The organism is Burkholderia sp. AU4i (genome assembly GCF_000466765.1).
Taxonomy (GTDB): domain Bacteria; phylum Pseudomonadota; class Gammaproteobacteria; order Burkholderiales; family Burkholderiaceae; genus Burkholderia; species Burkholderia cepacia.
This window is the reverse complement of the sequence record NZ_ASSI01000078.1, coordinates 1-16,510: the sequence shown is the minus strand read 5'-3', so window position 1 is coordinate 16,510 and position 16,510 is coordinate 1. Positions and strand designations below refer to the sequence as shown.

The 16,510-nt window shown below is 57.9% G+C and carries 14 protein-coding genes; 1 reads left to right on the top strand and 13 read right to left on the bottom strand.

What is annotated here, in order from left to right; all coding sequences use genetic code 11:
- Nucleotides 1–15 precede the first annotated feature (15 nt).
- From L810_RS18505 to L810_RS18455, 11 genes are all read right to left on the bottom strand, one after another.
- Complete coding sequence (locus tag L810_RS18505; protein WP_021159805.1) at nucleotides 16–1,479, bottom strand: carotenoid oxygenase family protein; 1,464 nt, start codon at nucleotides 1,477–1,479, stop codon at nucleotides 16–18.
- A gap of 152 nt (nucleotides 1,480–1,631) precedes the next feature.
- Entirely contained in the window at nucleotides 1,632–3,110 is a 1,479-nt protein-coding gene (locus L810_RS18500; protein WP_051392289.1) for an aldehyde dehydrogenase, read from the bottom strand.
- A gap of 213 nt (nucleotides 3,111–3,323) precedes the next feature.
- Nucleotides 3,324–4,466 (bottom strand): methyl-accepting chemotaxis protein, encoded by a 1,143-nt coding sequence (locus L810_RS18495; protein WP_042975234.1) that lies wholly within the window; start codon nucleotides 4,464–4,466, stop codon nucleotides 3,324–3,326.
- A gap of 126 nt (nucleotides 4,467–4,592) precedes the next feature.
- The gene (gene leuD / locus L810_RS18490; protein WP_042975271.1) at nucleotides 4,593–5,258 is read right to left on the bottom strand and encodes a 3-isopropylmalate dehydratase small subunit; all 666 of its coding nucleotides are present in this window, start codon (nucleotides 5,256–5,258) and stop codon (nucleotides 4,593–4,595) included.
- 91 nt (nucleotides 5,259–5,349) lie between these two features.
- Nucleotides 5,350–6,480, bottom strand: coding sequence for a porin (locus L810_RS18485; protein ID WP_042975233.1), 1,131 nt, complete (start codon nucleotides 6,478–6,480; stop codon nucleotides 5,350–5,352).
- Between the two features lie 84 nt (nucleotides 6,481–6,564).
- Nucleotides 6,565–7,881, bottom strand: coding sequence for an MFS transporter (locus L810_RS18480; protein WP_021159801.1), 1,317 nt, complete (start codon nucleotides 7,879–7,881; stop codon nucleotides 6,565–6,567).
- Nucleotides 7,882–7,970: 89 nt separating this feature from the next.
- Entirely contained in the window at nucleotides 7,971–8,924 is a 954-nt protein-coding gene (locus L810_RS18475; protein WP_042975231.1) for a PDR/VanB family oxidoreductase, read from the bottom strand.
- A 4-nt stretch (nucleotides 8,925–8,928) separates the two neighbouring features.
- Nucleotides 8,929–10,005, bottom strand: coding sequence for an aromatic ring-hydroxylating dioxygenase subunit alpha (locus tag L810_RS18470; RefSeq protein WP_042975230.1), 1,077 nt, complete (start codon nucleotides 10,003–10,005; stop codon nucleotides 8,929–8,931).
- A 225-nt stretch (nucleotides 10,006–10,230) separates the two neighbouring features.
- Nucleotides 10,231–11,292, bottom strand: coding sequence for a gentisate 1,2-dioxygenase (gene gtdA, locus L810_RS18465; RefSeq protein WP_042975229.1), 1,062 nt, complete (start codon nucleotides 11,290–11,292; stop codon nucleotides 10,231–10,233).
- A gap of 2 nt (nucleotides 11,293–11,294) precedes the next feature.
- Nucleotides 11,295–12,164 carry a fumarylacetoacetate hydrolase family protein gene (locus L810_RS18460; RefSeq protein WP_042975228.1) on the bottom strand — a complete coding sequence of 290 codons (870 nt, stop codon included), beginning with the start codon at nucleotides 12,162–12,164 and terminating at the stop codon, nucleotides 11,295–11,297.
- 66 nt (nucleotides 12,165–12,230) lie between these two features.
- Nucleotides 12,231–13,463, bottom strand: coding sequence for a 3-hydroxybenzoate 6-monooxygenase (locus L810_RS18455; protein WP_021159796.1), 1,233 nt, complete (start codon nucleotides 13,461–13,463; stop codon nucleotides 12,231–12,233).
- A 156-nt stretch (nucleotides 13,464–13,619) separates the two neighbouring features.
- Here L810_RS18455 and L810_RS18450 point away from each other — a divergent pair, with 156 nt between their 5' ends.
- A complete protein-coding gene (locus tag L810_RS18450) occupies nucleotides 13,620–14,516 on the top strand; it encodes a LysR family transcriptional regulator (RefSeq protein WP_028197554.1) in 897 nt (298 codons plus the stop codon).
- Nucleotides 14,517–14,546: 30 nt separating this feature from the next.
- Here L810_RS18450 and L810_RS18445 read toward each other — a convergent pair whose 3' ends face one another.
- The gene (locus L810_RS18445; RefSeq protein ID WP_042975225.1) at nucleotides 14,547–15,161 is read right to left on the bottom strand and encodes a LysE family translocator; all 615 of its coding nucleotides are present in this window, start codon (nucleotides 15,159–15,161) and stop codon (nucleotides 14,547–14,549) included.
- Nucleotides 15,162–15,199: 38 nt separating this feature from the next.
- A partial coding sequence (gene glyA, locus L810_RS18440) for a serine hydroxymethyltransferase (protein WP_042975269.1) occupies nucleotides 15,200–16,510 on the bottom strand: 1,311 nt, incomplete at its 5' end.

Genomic DNA, 16,510 nt, shown 5'->3' with positions numbered 1-16,510 from the left:
ACGAGGGCCAATGCGCTAGGCGGCCCCGATCCGCGAACGGGGAATCCAGTTGCCATGGAATGCGAGCGGAATACGATTACTGATCCGAATCCTTGCGACGGGTTCCCCGTCAAACTCCCTCGCATCGAGAATAATCAGTTCCGACGAATTTCGCGTAGGATTCCACCAGACCGAGAGCAGCCATCCGTGGTCTTCGCTATCCGGCGAAGGATCCGGTACAAAAATCGGCTCCCCGGGGATCATGCTATAACTATCTTCAATTCCCTGCAGTTGCATATTGCCTGTTGCAAAGTCGAACTTCGCCAGGCAATTGAATCCTTGCCCGCTCCTTTCAGGATCGACAGCCGCGAGATATCCGAATCGATGCTTCTTGCCCGAGACCGCCTCATTCAACCGGAGGAACTCGCCCTCCACCCCCTCGAATGCCATCTGGGCCGAACGCCGGTTACGGGTATCGATGATCGTACGTACCATTCGAGGAAAACCAAACACCGGGGCTGTCACATGCGGAAAGGGAAACGGAAACACCTCTCCGATCGGAGGCACACTGGCTGTCTCAAGGAGGTCCGAAATGCATGCATCGACGACGATTTCATCACCCTCCTGGTAGGCATTCAGGAAGTGCGTAATCTGAAAGTCTTTTTCCTGCCTGATGGTGATCGTCGAACCATCGCGACGATTAACCAGAAATATCCGGGTGCCAGCCGATGTATCGAGAGACAGGACGCCTTTACCCTGCGCCACCACGCCCTCTTCAGCAACGTTATTGATAAGCGGGCTCAAAAAGAAAATGAACCAATCGTCGCTGAAGATAAAATCGTGGATCCACGCGCGACTATCCATTTTTACGGAGTGTTCGTTCTGCACTGCTCCGGCCTGATCTACTGCAAAGCACGTCAACGTCCCGGCCCTAACGTCCTGCGCAATGAAAAGCGTCTCTCCGGTCGACAGATCGACGTGCGGGTGACCAGTGAGAAGCCTGTCTCCAAAGCGCCCCCCAAAATCGAAGGTTCCCTTCGTTTCCAGCGTGTCGGGATCAAGCTCCCAGTAATGATTCCCGAGTTCATGAAGGGCCAATACCTTGCCCGCGAGCGAAATGACGTTAATCCCTGCGACGGTCTTGATCGGGGGAGCACCAGGTGGCAATTCGCCTTGAGAAACATTCGAGGCCCCATAAAGCCCGTTATAGAGCGCCCGTCCGGCCTTTTGTTCCACCATCAGACCTTCCGTCTTCACCCATTTGCACGCATACCGTACGCTGCCTTCGTCCAGGAAGAACGCGTGCGTCATGCCATCGCCATCAAACCAGTGAGCGCGGTCGGCGTTGAGCGGCCGGAAAAATTGCGAGTTTCCGGTTCGATACAGTACACCGCTTAACTCGCGTGGGATCTCGCCCTCGACTATCGGCGCGTCCTCCTCGTATTCCCGCGTAAGCGGCTCGAACGGGCCGTTAAGAAACGGATTTACCTCACTCCACATGTGCCAACTCCTGCAAAACGTCATTTGTGTTTTCAGGGGCCAAACGAGGTCATTTGGCTATCCCTCGGTTTCGAAAGACAGGCGTCGCAGGGTCACCAAACCAGATCGTTTTCAGGGTATCTTCCTGGTCATCGCGGCGCCCACCTTATTGATCAAACGGCGGGAAAGTAGATCGCCTTCGTCTCCGTGAACGTTTCCAGGCCCTCGGGACCACCTTCCCGTCCGATGCCGGACTGTTTGAATCCTCCAAAGGGAATGGAAGGATCGAGCTGAAGCCCGTTGACCGTGAGGTTTCCCGTGCGGATTCGTCGTGCAATGCGCTCGGCGCGGCCGATATCAGCAGAGAATATGGTGCCGCTGAGACCGTACAGACTGTCATTTGCAATGCGGATAGCGTCTTCATCTCCGTCGTGGCATATGATCGAGACGACTGGACCGAAAACCTCCTCACGAGCGATCGTCATATCGCTATGGACGTTGTCGAACACAGTGGGAGCGACAAAGTAACCGTGCTCGTGCCCGGGGGCACGGCCCCCGCCGATGACGGGGTTGGCACCCTCACGTTTTGCCACGTCAATGAAGTCGAGCACGCGCCGGTATTGATTGGAGGTTGCCACGGGTCCGATCATCGTGTCCGGATCCCACGGGCTTCCAACCTTCATCCCATCAATCGCGCGGACGTATGCGCTCATGAATTCATCGTGCCGCTTGCGCGGCACCAGAACACGTGTTTGCGAAAAACAGATCTGACCGCTGAACGGCATTGTGAACGGCGCTACGTTCGCAATCCAGGCTCCAATGTCCGCATCGTCACAGATGACTGAGGCCGATTTTCCACCAAGTTCCAGGCTGACTCGCGCGAGTCTGTTTGCGCAGACCTGTGCAATGTGCTTTCCTGCCACGGTCGAGCCAGTAAAGCTAACCTTGTCGATCATCGGTTGGCGAATCAACCAGTCACCGACCTCACGACCAGCCGGCACGACGTTGAATACTCCTGGAGGAAGTCCAGCGGCGGCGACACATTCCGCAAGTACCAATGCGTCCAACGGCGTTTCCGGGCTGGGCTTCGCAACAACGGTGCAACCCGCTGCGAGCGCGGCGGCCAGCTTTTGCGTCAGCAGAACAAGTGGGGCATTCCACGGTACGATCAGCGCACATACGCCTACCGGCTCCCGAACGACTTTTACCCGTCCCGTTGGCACCGTGCGCTCATCCTCGAACGAAGATTGCGAAATCAGGTCCGCGTAAAAGTCGAAGTATGCCGGTGCGATCCCGGTAAACTGGCTCGCAAACCAGCTCGGCGCCCCGACCTGCGCCGTCCAAAGCCTGCCAAAAAGGGCGAGACGATCCCGCATCTCCGACGCAATCCTCCGAAGCACTACAGCCCTTTCCACAGACGGGCTACACGCCCAGGAGCCTGTATCGAATGCATCCCTGGCCACCTTAACGGCAGCACCAGCGTCTTCAATCGATGCGGCGGGCAACCGGAAGATCACCTCTTCGGTAATGGGCGAAACCAGCTCGAACTCCTCTGAGCCCTTCGGCGCGCACCACTCTCCGTTGATGAAAAAGCGCGTCCGAACGTTGTCGGACAGTTCGCCGTCGAAATTGAATTGATCTGTCACTGCCATCATTTGCCTCCTCAAGCGTTTCCCCGTATCGAACTGGAGGTTACGGAGGCAGCGCTCTGGCGTCTTGCCTGAGCGTGACACCGCGATATCTGGCCATGACGTGCTGCGACCCGTACGCGATAGCGTTGGCATTCCGGCGACTCCGGACCGCCGACGGGCAGCGACCAGGCGCTGGCCAAAGCTATCCGAAGCGCACGTCTATGACGGGTGCCGTCACCCGACGGACGCCTGATCTGGGGCAAACGTAAACAAGGCGACCTCAGCCTTCAACCTATGTGCCTGGTCGTCAAGCGATTCGGCTGCTGCTGCCGCCTGCTCAACCAGCGCCGCATTCTGCTGCGTTACCGAGTCCATCTGAACGATCGCCCGGCTTATCTGGTCAATGCCATGACTCTGCTCTGCCGACGCACCTGCGATGTCCTCCATGATCCCGGAAACGCGCCCAACCGCCGTCCTGATACCATCCATGACCTGGCTCACGTCTGCCATATGTTGTGAGCCGAGTGCAATGCCGGCCACGGAGGCAGAGATGACTTCCTTGATTTCTTTGGCAGCCGCGGCCGAACGTTGAGCGAGGCTACGAACCTCGCCGGCCACTACGGCAAAACCCTTTCCCTGTTCGCCAGCGCGAGCAGCCTCAACCGCCGCGTTAAGTGCGAGGATATTGGTCTGGAAAGCCAGTTCTTCGATAAGGCCGGTAATTTGCGAGATTCTGTTTGAGCTTTCGCTGATACACCTCATCGTGTCTCCCATCGCGACAACCATATTGCTTCCGGCGGCCGCTACCTCGGTGGCCTGTCCGACTAGCATGGTAGCCTCGCGCGAGCTCTCCGCATTCTGTCTTACCGTCTGAGCTAGCTGTGTCATGCTTGATGCCGTCTCTTGCAGAGACGCGGCCTGTTCCTCCGTACGTGCAGAAAGTTCAAGGTTGCCAGCCGCTATTTCGCCGGCTGCCCTGGCTACGGCATCGGCTGACAATCGCACTGACGACACCGTTCCTTCAAATCTATGCATCAGCTTGTCGAAAGCCAGCGCGCCCGTACCGAACTCGTCCATTCGCGGACTGGCTGATCGCTGCGACAGATCCAGTGTCCTCGTAATTTCCTCAAAGTTCCTCCGCATGCGGATCAGTCCGCCACAGACAACACGTTGAAGATGAACGGTCGCCCACAACGACATGGTGGTTCCGGCGGCGCATGCGAAGATCACACCGCTCAAGAGAAAATCTGATCGAGTTCCCGAAATATTTCGGCCGAACAACTCCATCGCGGCCAGTGATGCCGACGTCACCGTCAGGATCGCGCATGATCCGAACGCGAAGAGCAGCCGAAGCCTGATTGTTATTACTTTATTCATAGCCCTATCCCCGGCGAACACTGGATGACACGTCTTCCGTTATCAGCTCTCAACGCAGCATGATGCAATCCATTCAGTGGAAGTGTTTCGGGATCGGAGACGCATCCCCGACTGTCCAGTCGCGGGTCATTTTCCGATCTGTGGAGATGTCAGGTGCCTGGCGAGCCACGGCTGGCTCTCGATCCGCTTTTTCTCGAAACTTCGAATCAGGTCGGCGTGACGCAAAGTGAGCGCGATGTCGTCGTAGCCGTTGAGCAGGCAATATTTCCTGAACGCTTCGACCTCGAACGAGTGCTCGTCACCACTCGATGTAGTTATGCGCTGCCGTTCCAGATCAATGGTCAACTGAAACCCGCAGTTTGAGTGCGTCTGCTCGAACAGATGTGTTACCTGCTCTTCCGGCAGCACGATCGGCAATAACCCGTTCTTGAAGCAATTGTTGTAAAAGATCTCAGCGAAACCCGGTCCGATTAATGCCCGGAAGCCGAACTGCTCCAACGCCCACGGCGCATGCTCACGGGAGCTCCCGCAGCCGAAGTTGCGCCGCGTCAACAGGATCGATGCGCCCTGATAACGGGGATGGTTGAGTATGAATTCCTGATTCAGGGGACGTGTTGAATTGTCCATCCCCGGCTCGCCGTGGTCGAGATAGCGCCATTGATCGAATGCGTGTGGGCCATATCCGGTCCGCCTGATCGACTTCATGAATTGCTTCGGAATGATCGCGTCCGTGTCCACGTTATCCCGATCGAGAGGTACAACCAGACCCGTATGTACGGTGAATTTGTTCATCATGCGGTGCTTTCCAGATTTCAGTCGATAGGACGTGAGCGAACCGGGGCGCAGTATCCCCGCGCGTCCCGGTCACGGAGCGTTGCCTGCCTTAGAAGCTGTGTCTGATCCCTACCATGGCCCCGAACTGACCGTCGCCCGCCGCCGGCGTCGTGCCTCCGCCGCCCGAGCTAACGGTAAACTGCGCCCTGGCGCTGTTATCGAGGTAAGAGCCTTGCGCGTATACGGCAGTGCTTTTTGATAGCAGATAGGTAAGGCGCAGCGTCCCCAAGGTGCCGCGGGTATCGTGCTGGGACACAATCATGCGGTACATCTCGCCGTCAACGATAACCGCCGGTGTGGCCTGAATACTTGCCCCGACGTAAAAGAGGTTCGCACGGACGCCCTCAACGCCGGGCCCCGTTACCGTCCGGGCGATCCATCCCGCACCCAGTCTCGCCGGTCCGATCTTCGCCCAGCCGTTGGCTTCGATGCGCGCGTCCTTATCACCGCTTGCCGTGATCGGTACCGCCGCCACACCATCGAAAAAGCTCGCAGTCGCGTTTGCGCCGCCTCTCTGTTCATCGTACACGGCCGATGCGCCGAAATTACCTCCGTCGTATTTCAAACGGGCGCTCCACTGCCTGCACGCAGTAAACTGGCCCGCAACACTACCCGCGCAAGTACCCTGCCCTGGAGCGTTCCCGGTTCCGGCGGAGTCCCTGCCAAAAGAATATGTCGCGCCGAAGCTCAGCCCGTAATAGGTAGCACTCTGATAGACAACTGCGTTGTCGCTACGCGCATTGGGCAGGTATGCATCAAACGATGCGATCGCATAAATGTTTGGGCCGAGAATGTCAGATTCCTGGATTCCCCAGTACGCCATCGAATATTGCCGGCCGAAGGAGAGCGTCCCCCACGTAGATGATTTGATTCCAACCCAGGCCTGTCTTCCGAACAGGCGCCCCCCTTGTCCCAGATCCCCTCCACGCGGGTTGAATCCGTTTTCCAGCACGAAGAGAGCCTGAAGGCCGCCCCCAAGATCTTCCGCTCCACGCAAACCCCAGCGCGATGGGAGTGAACCCGTAACACCAGGCATTCGAACAATTGAATCTCCGTTGGCATTTGCGTGCGTAACATATTCGACCCCCGTATCAATAATCCCGTACAGGGTGACGCTACTTTGCGCCAATGCCGGCGTCGCCGCGCAAACTGCCAAACCTGCGATGATGTATTTTTTCATTAGATCTCCGAATTTTATAATAATTTAACAGCCCTATATTTGGGCTACTCGAGTGCCGTTCAGTTCGCTTGCTGAGCTCCGACTCTATTCACGCCGGGCGCTTCTACGCAGCGCAACAGCAACTGCCGCGACGACCGCCGGGACAATGCCTGCAAGGAACACTTCGCTGACGCTCCAATGCAGTTCAAGGAGAATTCCGCCGATCAGCGGACCGCAGATAGAACCGATGCGCCCAATGCCGACGGCGCATCCGACGCCCGTAGCCCTCATGTGGATCGGATATATCTCGGCGGCTAGCGCGTTCAGTCCCGCCTGGACACCCTGTACAGCCACGCCCATCAGGACGCTCACGACGACGACCGTGTGAGCATTGCCTGCCGAGCTTGCCAGCGTCACGGCAAGCAGCATGTATGCAACGAGTTCCGAGATGAGTACCCTTCGCGTACCGAACCGGTTCATCAACGGACCCTGCAGCAGACAACCCACGACACCGCCCAGACTGAACAGCGCCACGGACCGGATTCCTGCAGAAACGGAGTGCTGGGCCGAGGACAGTACGGCCGGCATCCAGCTTACGATGAAATACAGTACGACAAGGTTCATAAAATACGGTATCCAGAGCAGCAACGTCTGGATAGCGTGCTCACGTGCGAACAGGTCGCGTAACGGCACGCGGGCCACGACATCCTGCGGGGCGTAGCGCACCAGAGCCGGGTCCAGGTCCGGTGCAATTCGCTGAACAATTGCACCCAGTTGTCGCTGTTTGCCCCCGCGCAACACGAGAAAGCGAGGCGACTCTGGCATCAGGGTGAGGGATAGTAAAGCGACCACAAGAGGCAATGAACCACCGACGATGAATACAGACTGCCAGCCGTGAATGGGGATCAGTGTCGCGCTGATCACGCCACCCAGCACCGCACCTAACGGCATACCGCACATCAGGGTGGCGACAATGGTGCGGCTATGCCGCCGCGGGGCATATTCCGACGCCAGTGAAATCGCATTAGGAAGTGCCCCGCCCAATCCAACTCCAGTGAGGAAGCGCAATATCAGGAGCTGATCATACGTTTCGACATATGCGGTCGCGATCGAAAGTGCTCCAAAGAGCACGGTCGAAAGAACGATCATCGTCTTGCGGCCGAATCGATCGGCAAGGGGACCAAGCGAGACTGCCCCGAGAAGCATACCAAGCAACCCGGCACTGAATACTGGACCAAAATGGGTAACCGGCACTCCGATCCCCCGCGAAATGACCGGGGCCAACATACCAATGATCTGGGTATCGAAGCCGTCCAGAACCGCCGTTAATATACAAAGCGATATCGCGTAAAACTGCAGGCGACTCAGCGGTCGGGCGTCTATGACCTCGTGCACCTGTATTGAGGCCGATGATGTACTCATATTTGTCTCCGTGCGGCTGCGAGCCGCTCTTTTTTGTTTAATCAGCTTCGAACCGGCTGACGCGTCAGTCGAGAGACACGTCAAACGGCTTAAGGAAGGTCTACGGTGAGGCTTCCCCCATTGACCCGCGACACACAGGCACACATCTTTATGCCTTCCCGCTTTTGCTCATCGGACAGGAACACGTCACGGTGATCGATTTCACCCGTGGATTGGACAATCTGTACAGTACACAACCCGCACTCGCCCTTTCTGCAATTGAAAAGCGGGTCGGCACCGGCAGCTTCCAGTGCATCAAGCACGGTCTCGTCTGGGCCGACGCCGATCTCTATTCCGAGCCGGGGCACCTTCAGCGTGAACGGGCGATTTGGATACGCGCCGCCATTGGCAAATGACTCGAATCGCAGATCGGCGCTTCGTCGACCATCAGCAACCCATGCGTTCCTCGCCGCGGTCAACATGCCGACAGGGCCGCAGACGTACATCTCCGCGTCGCGATCCAATCCGTCCAGCAGATTTTCGAAGGAAACGACCTCGTCCAGGCTGGCGTCATAAATCTCCATTGCACGGCCCAGACGCGCCTCTAGCTGGTTGACGAACGGCATGGATTTGCGATCGCGTCCAGCATAAACGAGACGAAACTCCGCGCCGGCAGCCAGCAACTGCTCGACAAACCCTACGATAGGCGTAATGCCGATACCACCCGCCACGAGAATCCGGGGTACCGCGTGCGTCGACAGCGGGAACGCGTTGTGCGGACCGTCAATCCGGAGCGCATCGCCTTCGCGCAGGCACCACATGAAAGCCGAACCGCCCCGCGACGTTTCCACGCGTCGCACTGCGATGAGGCCCTTCGATTCACCATTCTGCGTGCCGATCAGCGAATAGGACCTCGACTGGGTACCCGATTCCAGTTGACAAAGAACATCAACGTGGCTTCCCGGCTGGAATGCAAGAGGCGCCCCGAAGTCGAGCTCGATAAGACGGACGTCGTCACATACCTGCTCGATGCGAGTGACATACACAGCTTGTACGTATTTCATGTCGCTACTCCGCTGCTTGCGAACCGAGGGAGACAATGGGAATGACCGGATTTTTGCCGGTCCTTCCCTGCCGCTCACGTTCCACAAGCCGGTCGATGTAACGGCGCGCCAGTATGGCTCCGCCATCGACGTTAAGCGGATAGAATTCGCGATCGGGATAGCGCGACACCGCACCCTGCTGTGCTTCGAGAATCGCCTTATCTTCAGCAAAAATCGAGCGTACCGCCTCGCGCCACTCTGTCGTGAGGCGCTGGCTGCCCAGCTTGTAGTTCCGTACGATTGCCCAGTAGTAGACGCATGAGGTCTCGGTCTCCGGCGTGCTCACGTGAATCACGAAGCCCGTGATGCCCTGACTGCGATCGCCCTCGGGCGCACCGGTGCCCGTCGGCGCGACCCCAACGTCAATCGTGACGGTGCCCGGAGCATGAAATGTGATGTGTTGCCACCGATCTACCGGCCCCTCCTTTCCAAGATGCTTTTTGAAGAAGGGGGGCGGCTCGATGTTGACCATCCAGCGCGTCACCTCGACAGTGTGTTCGGTGCGGGAAACGGTAAAGGGCGCTTCAGCGACGGCGCGGTTACCGATACTGCCGTGATGGACGAAGGTCTCGTGGGTAAGATCCATGAGATTGTCGATCAGCAGACGATAATCGCATTGGAGATGTGTCGTCCCACCGTCACCGGCCCAATCGGGGCTGTCATTCTGGAACAGGTTAGGAACAAGCGCTTCGTCCGCCAGCTGTGGGTCCCCCATCCAGACCCAGACAAACCGATGTCGCTCGACGACGGGAAAAGACCGCACGCAGGCCGATGGGTTCAGGGTCTCCTGTGATGGCATCTGTATGCAGCGGCCGTCAGCTGCAAACACCAATCCGTGGTAGCCGCATGTGACAGCGTCACCATTCAGTGTTCCAAGTGACAGGGGCAGCAAGCGATGCCAACAGGCATCCTCGAGCGCCGCTGCGGAGCCATCCAGTTTTCTGTAGACGACAATAGAAATGCCGCATACCTTCTTCGGCGTGAGCTGACGGCCAATTTCATGATCCCACCCAGCCACGTACCACGCATTCATTGCAAACATACTTCGTCTCCTTACTTGCTGTCGCTCTTATGGCGAACATTCGAAATGCGCTGCACGGCGCTTACAGCCCGTCAGCACATCGTGGGGCCGATCCTGATTTCTTCGGTACTCCAGAGTTGAACTCCGCGCAGGCCACCGGCCCATCATCGAGGACAACTACCGTGACATTCGCGATGTCCGAATTTCCGCGCCGGGGTTCAGCACGGCCCCGGCGCGCGGCGACACTCAGTCGTCAAGCCGTTGCTCGCGCCAAAGTCCAAGTGCCTTTTGCGCGGGCCGGTCGGAGAAGCTGAAAAGGACTGCGTGTCCGGTCGTCCGGTGTGAAGTCACGCTCCACGACGGCGCAACGAATACGTCACCCACATTCCATTCGATAAGCTCACCGTTTATCGTGCTCATACCCTGTCCCTCTCGCACGCAATAAACCGTGGCATCGGTACACCGGTACGGTCGGCCATTGAATCGGGCTGGCAACTGCTGAATGAACGCGCCCATCGTCGGCATCGGATATCCGCCCGTCGTGGGATTGGTGTACTGGAGCTTGATACCATGACAGTCATCCACACCACCGCATGCCAGTTGCCGGAACGCTTCCTTCACCCTCGAGTACGGGTAATGAAAAACCGGGGAGGAGCTGCCCTCCGGGACGTACTCGATCGGCAGCATGTTCGAACCGTAGCGGGCGAGTGCATCTCCCGCGGACCGTTCGACCTGCTGTGTCTCGCCGGAGGGATAGGCTTCGGCAAAACTCGCGTCAAAGAGGTTGACGATTGGGACGTCAAGGCCATCAAGCCAGATGACGGGGTCCTCGCCGAGATTGCCATGGTCATGGAAGGTCCAGGAGGGCGTCACGATAAAGTCGCCCGGGGACATCGGGATGCGTTCGCCGCTAACTGCTGTATATCCGCCCTGACCTTCGATAATCAGACGCAGGGCGGCCGCAGCGTGTCGATGGCTGGGTGCCACTTCGCCCGGCAGGATCAGCTGAAGGCCGGCATACAAGCTCTGGGTGATCTGTGACATCCCACGGATACCCGGGTTCTCGAGCACCAGAACCCGGCGCTCCGCCTCCTTCGCGGTAATCAGCTCTCCTGCCTCAAGGAGCAGCTTGCGCATAACCGGGTAGTCCCACTTATGCGCAACGCTGCGCGGCCTCGGCTCGGGCGTCACGAGCTGGGCCATCACAGCCCACAAGGGCGCCGAATGCCGTTCATTGAGTCGCCCGTATAGCGCGAGGCGTTTCGGATCGTCCGTGTCCCTGGCCAGTTGAATATCGGGTGTCTGCATGGTCAAGCCCCGATCCCGCTGCTTCGAACGTCTACGCGCATCGAGCCAATGGCATCGAACTCGGCGAACATGCTGTCACCCGGCCTGATCGATGCAACACCTTCGGGCGTACCGGTAATGATCACATCGCCGGGGTGCAGGGTATAGAAAGAGGAAGCAAATTCGATCAGTTCCGGCACACCGAGAATCAGCTCACTGGTGTTGGATTGCTGGCGAATCTCCCCGTTGACCGCAATGGAGAATCCGAGGTTGCCCGGGTCCGGAAGCTCGTCGCTCGTGACGAGCCACGGACCCAATACCGTGTACGAGTCCGGAGATTTGCGGAAGCTACGCTCTTCCGGGCCCCGAATCGTGATATCCAGACCGATGCAATAGCCGGCAACGTACTTGAGTGCATCTTCCTTCGACACGTTAGCGGCTGTTTTCCCGATGACGACGGCGAGCTCGACTTCGTGATCGTTGCGACGATCGAGCTTGCGCAGCGCAACGCCTTGGGATGCACCGACGAGCGAACTCGTCGCTTTCAGAAACAGCCCCGCGCGCTGGATATGGTTAATCTGGTTGTCATGATGCAGATTCGCATCGCCGAGCACTTCTTTCAGGTGCTTCTGGTAGTTCACCGGGGCTGCGACAATCTTTCCAGGGTTTGCGACCGGGCTCAACAGCGCAACCTCTGGGAGCGGAATCGACCGCGCTCGCGGCGCTATCTCCAATGCTGCGTGTCGAACCTGCTCCAGATTCGCGATCAGTACATCATGTTCAGGAAACGGATAATGAGCCGAAGGAAGGACCTGGAGAGCTTCCGTTACGTCCCTGACTACATCCCCTTCTACAAGACCAAGGCGGTTTTCATTAAAGCGGCAGATCTTCATGTTTTATCCCGGCAATATTTCTAGTGGCACACGTGACGCGTGGCGATCTGGTCAGGTAGTCCGACCTCAGTTCGTGGTCACGAGGCTCTCGCCCCGAAGCTGCGAAGTCGGGCGGATAGCACTGGCGTCATAGAGCCATGCCATACCATCCAGCGTCTGATCGAGGGACCGTGACTGCAGGAACTGATTCCGCAACTCCCGATTCACGCCATTCGCGTGATAGAACTCGCCATACAATCGTGCGCTCATCTGGACCTTGCCCGTACGCAGATAGCGCCGTTCCTGATAACGCACAAACGCGGTCGCGAGATCGTCGTTGGCATGGGCAATCTCGTCCGCAAGCACGACGGCGTCTTCCATGGCCATGCAGGCGCCCTGTGCCATGTATTGCAGCATCGGGTGTGCGGCGTCGCCCAGAAGTGTCACGTTGCCCTTCGACCAGTTCTTCACCGGATCACGATCGCACAGCACCCACATGCGCCACGTCTGGATTTTCTCGAGCAGGGTCTTCACGGTGGGCACTGCGTCACGAAAGCGAAGATGTAGCTCTTCTGCATCGCCCACAGCGTCCCAACCTTCCACGTATCGGTCGCTGTGGAATACGGCGACGAGATTAAACAACTCTCCGCCGCGCAGCGGATAGTGAACGAGGTGAGTCTTCGCCCCGGCCCAGAGCGTCATCGTGTTGGAGCGCAAATCCTCCGGCACTTCGCTGATTGGAAGAACTGCGCGATATGCGATATGCCCGGACACTCGTGGACCACCGTCTCCGACGATCTGGCTCCGTACGGTCGACCAGAGTCCATCAGCGCCGATCAGCGCACGCCCCCGGACGTCACCGTCCGTCGTCTGCAATACAACGCTGTCGCCGTGGTCAGTGAAGCCGTTCACTTTCACGTTCGTCGACACGTCGATCAGATCCGAGCGCAGGCAGGCGTCCAGAAGAATCCGATGAAGATCGGCACGGTGAATTAGTGCATAGGGGTAGGTGAACCGGTTGAGGAACTGGTCGTCGAGAGGAATCGACACAACCTGCTCACCCGAGATTCCGTCCATCATCACCAGCCGTTGAGGCATCGCCGCCTTGGCACGGACCGCATCCGTGACACCAAGTCGTTCGAAAACATGGAAGGCATTGGGCCCGATCTGAATGCCCGCCCCGATCTCCTTGATCTCCTGGGCGCGCTCGAAAAGCCGAACTTTGAAACCGGCCTTGCTCAGGGCAAGTGCCGCTGCGAATCCACCAATGCCACCGCCCGAAATAAGGATGGGCAGCGAATGTTGCTGTCCTGATGCCATGTCTCCTCCGACTTATCTACAAGTACATGAATGCGTCTGAACGCCCCCAGGTTCGGTGGGCCTTCATAACGTTGTCGATTCTAGGGACTCGCGGACCATCAATCTATATGTAACAATTGATAGGCATCGTCAAACAAATTGATAGAGGAGACGGAGGTGGACAATCTCGACCTGAAGAGCTTGATGGTGTTTGACGAGGTCTATCGAACGGCCAGCGTTTCGCGGGCCGCGGAGAACCTGGATCTGGGGCAATCGGCGGTAAGCATGGCGCTTGCCAAATTCCGGAGGCACTACAACGACCCGCTGTTTGTCCGAACTTCTGAAGGAATGCAGCCGACGCGTCTTGCCGACGACATAGTGGGTCCCATTCGCGAGGCCATGTCAGCGTTGAAGCTCACTTTATTGCATCGCACCACCTTCGATCCGCTTACGTCGAATCGTATGTTCGGGTTATGTATGACGGACATAGGTCAGCGGGTGATGATGCCGCGCCTGCTTGCTCATCTTCGGGAAGTTGCACCCAGTGTTCGCATTGATCTCAGTTACACCTCCGAACACACAGCTCACCAACTGGAGGCAGGTGAAATCGATCTTGCGATAGGCTTTTTGTCGCAGCTAGACGCAGGCATGTATCAACAGCAACTCTTTACCGACAGATTCGTCTGCATCGTAAATCGCGACCACCCGCGCCTTCGCGAAAACAGCGTCACGCTCGAAGAGTTCGAGCGTGAATCGCATCTGATTGTTGCCACGCAGGGAACAGGGCACGTAATTGTTGAGGAAACGCTGGAGCGCAACAACATCAGACGGAAGGTCGGATTGCGTATCCCGAATTTTCTGGGCGTCGTCTCGAATATCGCAAGCACCGAGTATCTCGCGATCGTTCCTGAGCGATTTGCACGTATCGTCGCTGAGAACACGCCGATCAAATTGATTGAATTGCCGTTTGCGGTGCCGACTTACCGGGTCATGCAGCATTGGCACGAACGCTATTCTCGCGACCCATCTTTGAGCTGGTTTCGAGCGACCATCGGTCAACTCTTTCGCGAATAGCGGCACCCATACGTCATCCGGGTAGCGCGCTCATGACCTCCACACTGACCACACCACCATCACGAGCATCAAGGCAGCCAGGGTAATGTTTACGATCCGGCTCAATACAGGATTCGTGAAGAAATGACGCAGGTTACTCCCCGTCGCCAGCCAAAGAAAATCAAAAACCACAATCACGGCCATGCAGATTGCGGCTTTGATCAGCACGTCCCATTGATCCGAGATACCTAACGCAAAGCCACCGAAGAGCGCGGCAAACACGGCGTATGCCTTGACATTGGTAACGCCAAGAATGAAGCCCGATGGAAAGCCAGGCGACGCAACCTCCTCGGTGTTTGACAGCGGGGGTGCCGACGCGATCTTTACCGCCAGGTACAGTATGTACGCTACTGACACGACAAACAGAACTGACGAGACGACCGGAACTGTGCGCAGCGCCACGAACACCCCGCCTGCGACGAGTGCGATGGCGGGCACCAGCCCCGCTACGATACCGAAATAGAAATTTAATGAACGCCTGAGCCCAAACGACGCTCCACTGGCTGCGAGCGCGACCGTCGCTGGCCCCGGGCTTGCAAGCAGGGCGATTGAGGCCAGGGAAAAGGAAAGGACCGGTTTCAGGTCCGTGGTGGCCGTCAACAACATATCACCTCGACACATTCAATTAATCCAGACGTAACACATCAGCGGGGTGGCAGCCCATGCTCGTGGCAGTAGTAGATCGTTTCAAACCGGGCCACGAAATCCGTGATCTCGCGAGCAATCGCTGTTGCCTCGCCGCCTTGCAGTACCTTGGCAATCCGTTCGGCTATCCAGTCCATTTCAGCCACTCCCATCCCACGGCGGGTAACCTCGACGGTGCCCAACCTGATTCCGGTCTCAGCCCCTCCCGTTTCGATCGCATCCCAGGGTAAGGGCATTTCGTTACAGATAATGTTCGCAGCTTCAAGTCGGTGTACGGCATCGCGGCCGCTTCCCGCCGGCCTTGAATCGACAACAATCTGGTGGGTCTGCGTATAGCCGCGCTCCGCATAGAGAACGTCGATACCCTTCTTATGGAGAAAGCCGGCCAGCGCCTGCGCGTTTGTTACGACCTGACGCATATAGATCGGTCCATACTCGAGCATCTCCGACGCCGCCACAGCGAGTGCAGCTACACGATTGATCTGGTGGCTACCTGTAAGAACCGGAAAAATCGTTTCGGCGATCGTCTCGGCAAAGCGATCAGTGTTCCAGCAGATGATGCCTCCCTGCGGACCGCTAAACGTCTTGCCCGACGAACCCGTCATGACGTCTGCACCCTCAACGAGGGGGTCCTGGAATAACCCAGCCGAGATCAGTCCAAGCTGGTGTGCCCCATCAAAATAAACGAGTCCACCCCATTCCGATACGATCGCCTTGATCTCCCTGACCGGCAACGGAAACAGCGTGAGCGTCATCCCGAGCGCCGTTACCGCCGGCCGCTCCTTACGCGCAATCGTCGCGAACTCGTCGAGGTTGATCGTCCCATCCTTCGTCGAATAAGGAATGTCGATCACCCTCGTCCCGCGCACGCCCGGCGGACCGTTGGACCGATTGCTGGTATCCCCGCCCATCCGCAGCGGTGCCGTCATCACCGTATCTCCGGGCTGGGTCAATGCGGCGTAGGCGACTAGTGTGGCCGCCATGCCGCCCATCAACCTGTGGTCGGCATAGCGCACCCGAAACGACTTCTTGAGAAGTTCGACGCACAGGGACTCCAGTTCGTCGATGAACCGCATACCAGCGAAAAACCGGTTGTTTCTGCCGATGTGCCCACCGGACGCGCGGGTTCCGACCTCGCTGGACAACAGGGCCCTCGCTGCAAGACTCGTCGGCGATTCCGCCGCTACCAGATTCAGGCATTGCCGCCCTCGCCACTGGGCGTTCCGGTTCACCGCCGCCCTGACCAGTTCGGCGGCGCCCGCATACGAACCCGCGACTTCGAGCAGACTGAACCGCACCGGATTTTGTGG

Bases quoted from the DNA above. Each gene is read 5' to 3' on its own strand.
- L810_RS18505 (WP_021159805.1), bottom strand. From the start codon at position 1,479: ATGTGGAGTGAGGTAAATCCGTTTCTTAACGGCCCGTTCGAGCCGCTT.
- L810_RS18500 (WP_051392289.1), bottom strand. From the start codon at position 3,110: ATGGCAGTGACAGATCAATTCAATTTCGACGGCGAACTGTCCGACAAC.
- L810_RS18495 (WP_042975234.1), bottom strand. From the start codon at position 4,466: ATGAATAAAGTAATAACAATCAGGCTTCGGCTGCTCTTCGCGTTCGGA.
- leuD (WP_042975271.1), bottom strand. From the start codon at position 5,258: ATGAACAAATTCACCGTACATACGGGTCTGGTTGTACCTCTCGATCGG.
- L810_RS18485 (WP_042975233.1), bottom strand. From the start codon at position 6,480: ATGAAAAAATACATCATCGCAGGTTTGGCAGTTTGCGCGGCGACGCCG.
- L810_RS18480 (WP_021159801.1), bottom strand. From the start codon at position 7,881: ATGAGTACATCATCGGCCTCAATACAGGTGCACGAGGTCATAGACGCC.
- L810_RS18475 (WP_042975231.1), bottom strand. From the start codon at position 8,924: ATGAAATACGTACAAGCTGTGTATGTCACTCGCATCGAGCAGGTATGT.
- L810_RS18470 (WP_042975230.1), bottom strand. From the start codon at position 10,005: ATGTTTGCAATGAATGCGTGGTACGTGGCTGGGTGGGATCATGAAATT.
- gtdA (WP_042975229.1), bottom strand. From the start codon at position 11,292: ATGCAGACACCCGATATTCAACTGGCCAGGGACACGGACGATCCGAAA.
- L810_RS18460 (WP_042975228.1), bottom strand. From the start codon at position 12,164: ATGAAGATCTGCCGCTTTAATGAAAACCGCCTTGGTCTTGTAGAAGGG.
- L810_RS18455 (WP_021159796.1), bottom strand. From the start codon at position 13,463: ATGGCATCAGGACAGCAACATTCGCTGCCCATCCTTATTTCGGGCGGT.
- L810_RS18445 (WP_042975225.1), bottom strand. From the start codon at position 15,161: ATGTTGTTGACGGCCACCACGGACCTGAAACCGGTCCTTTCCTTTTCC.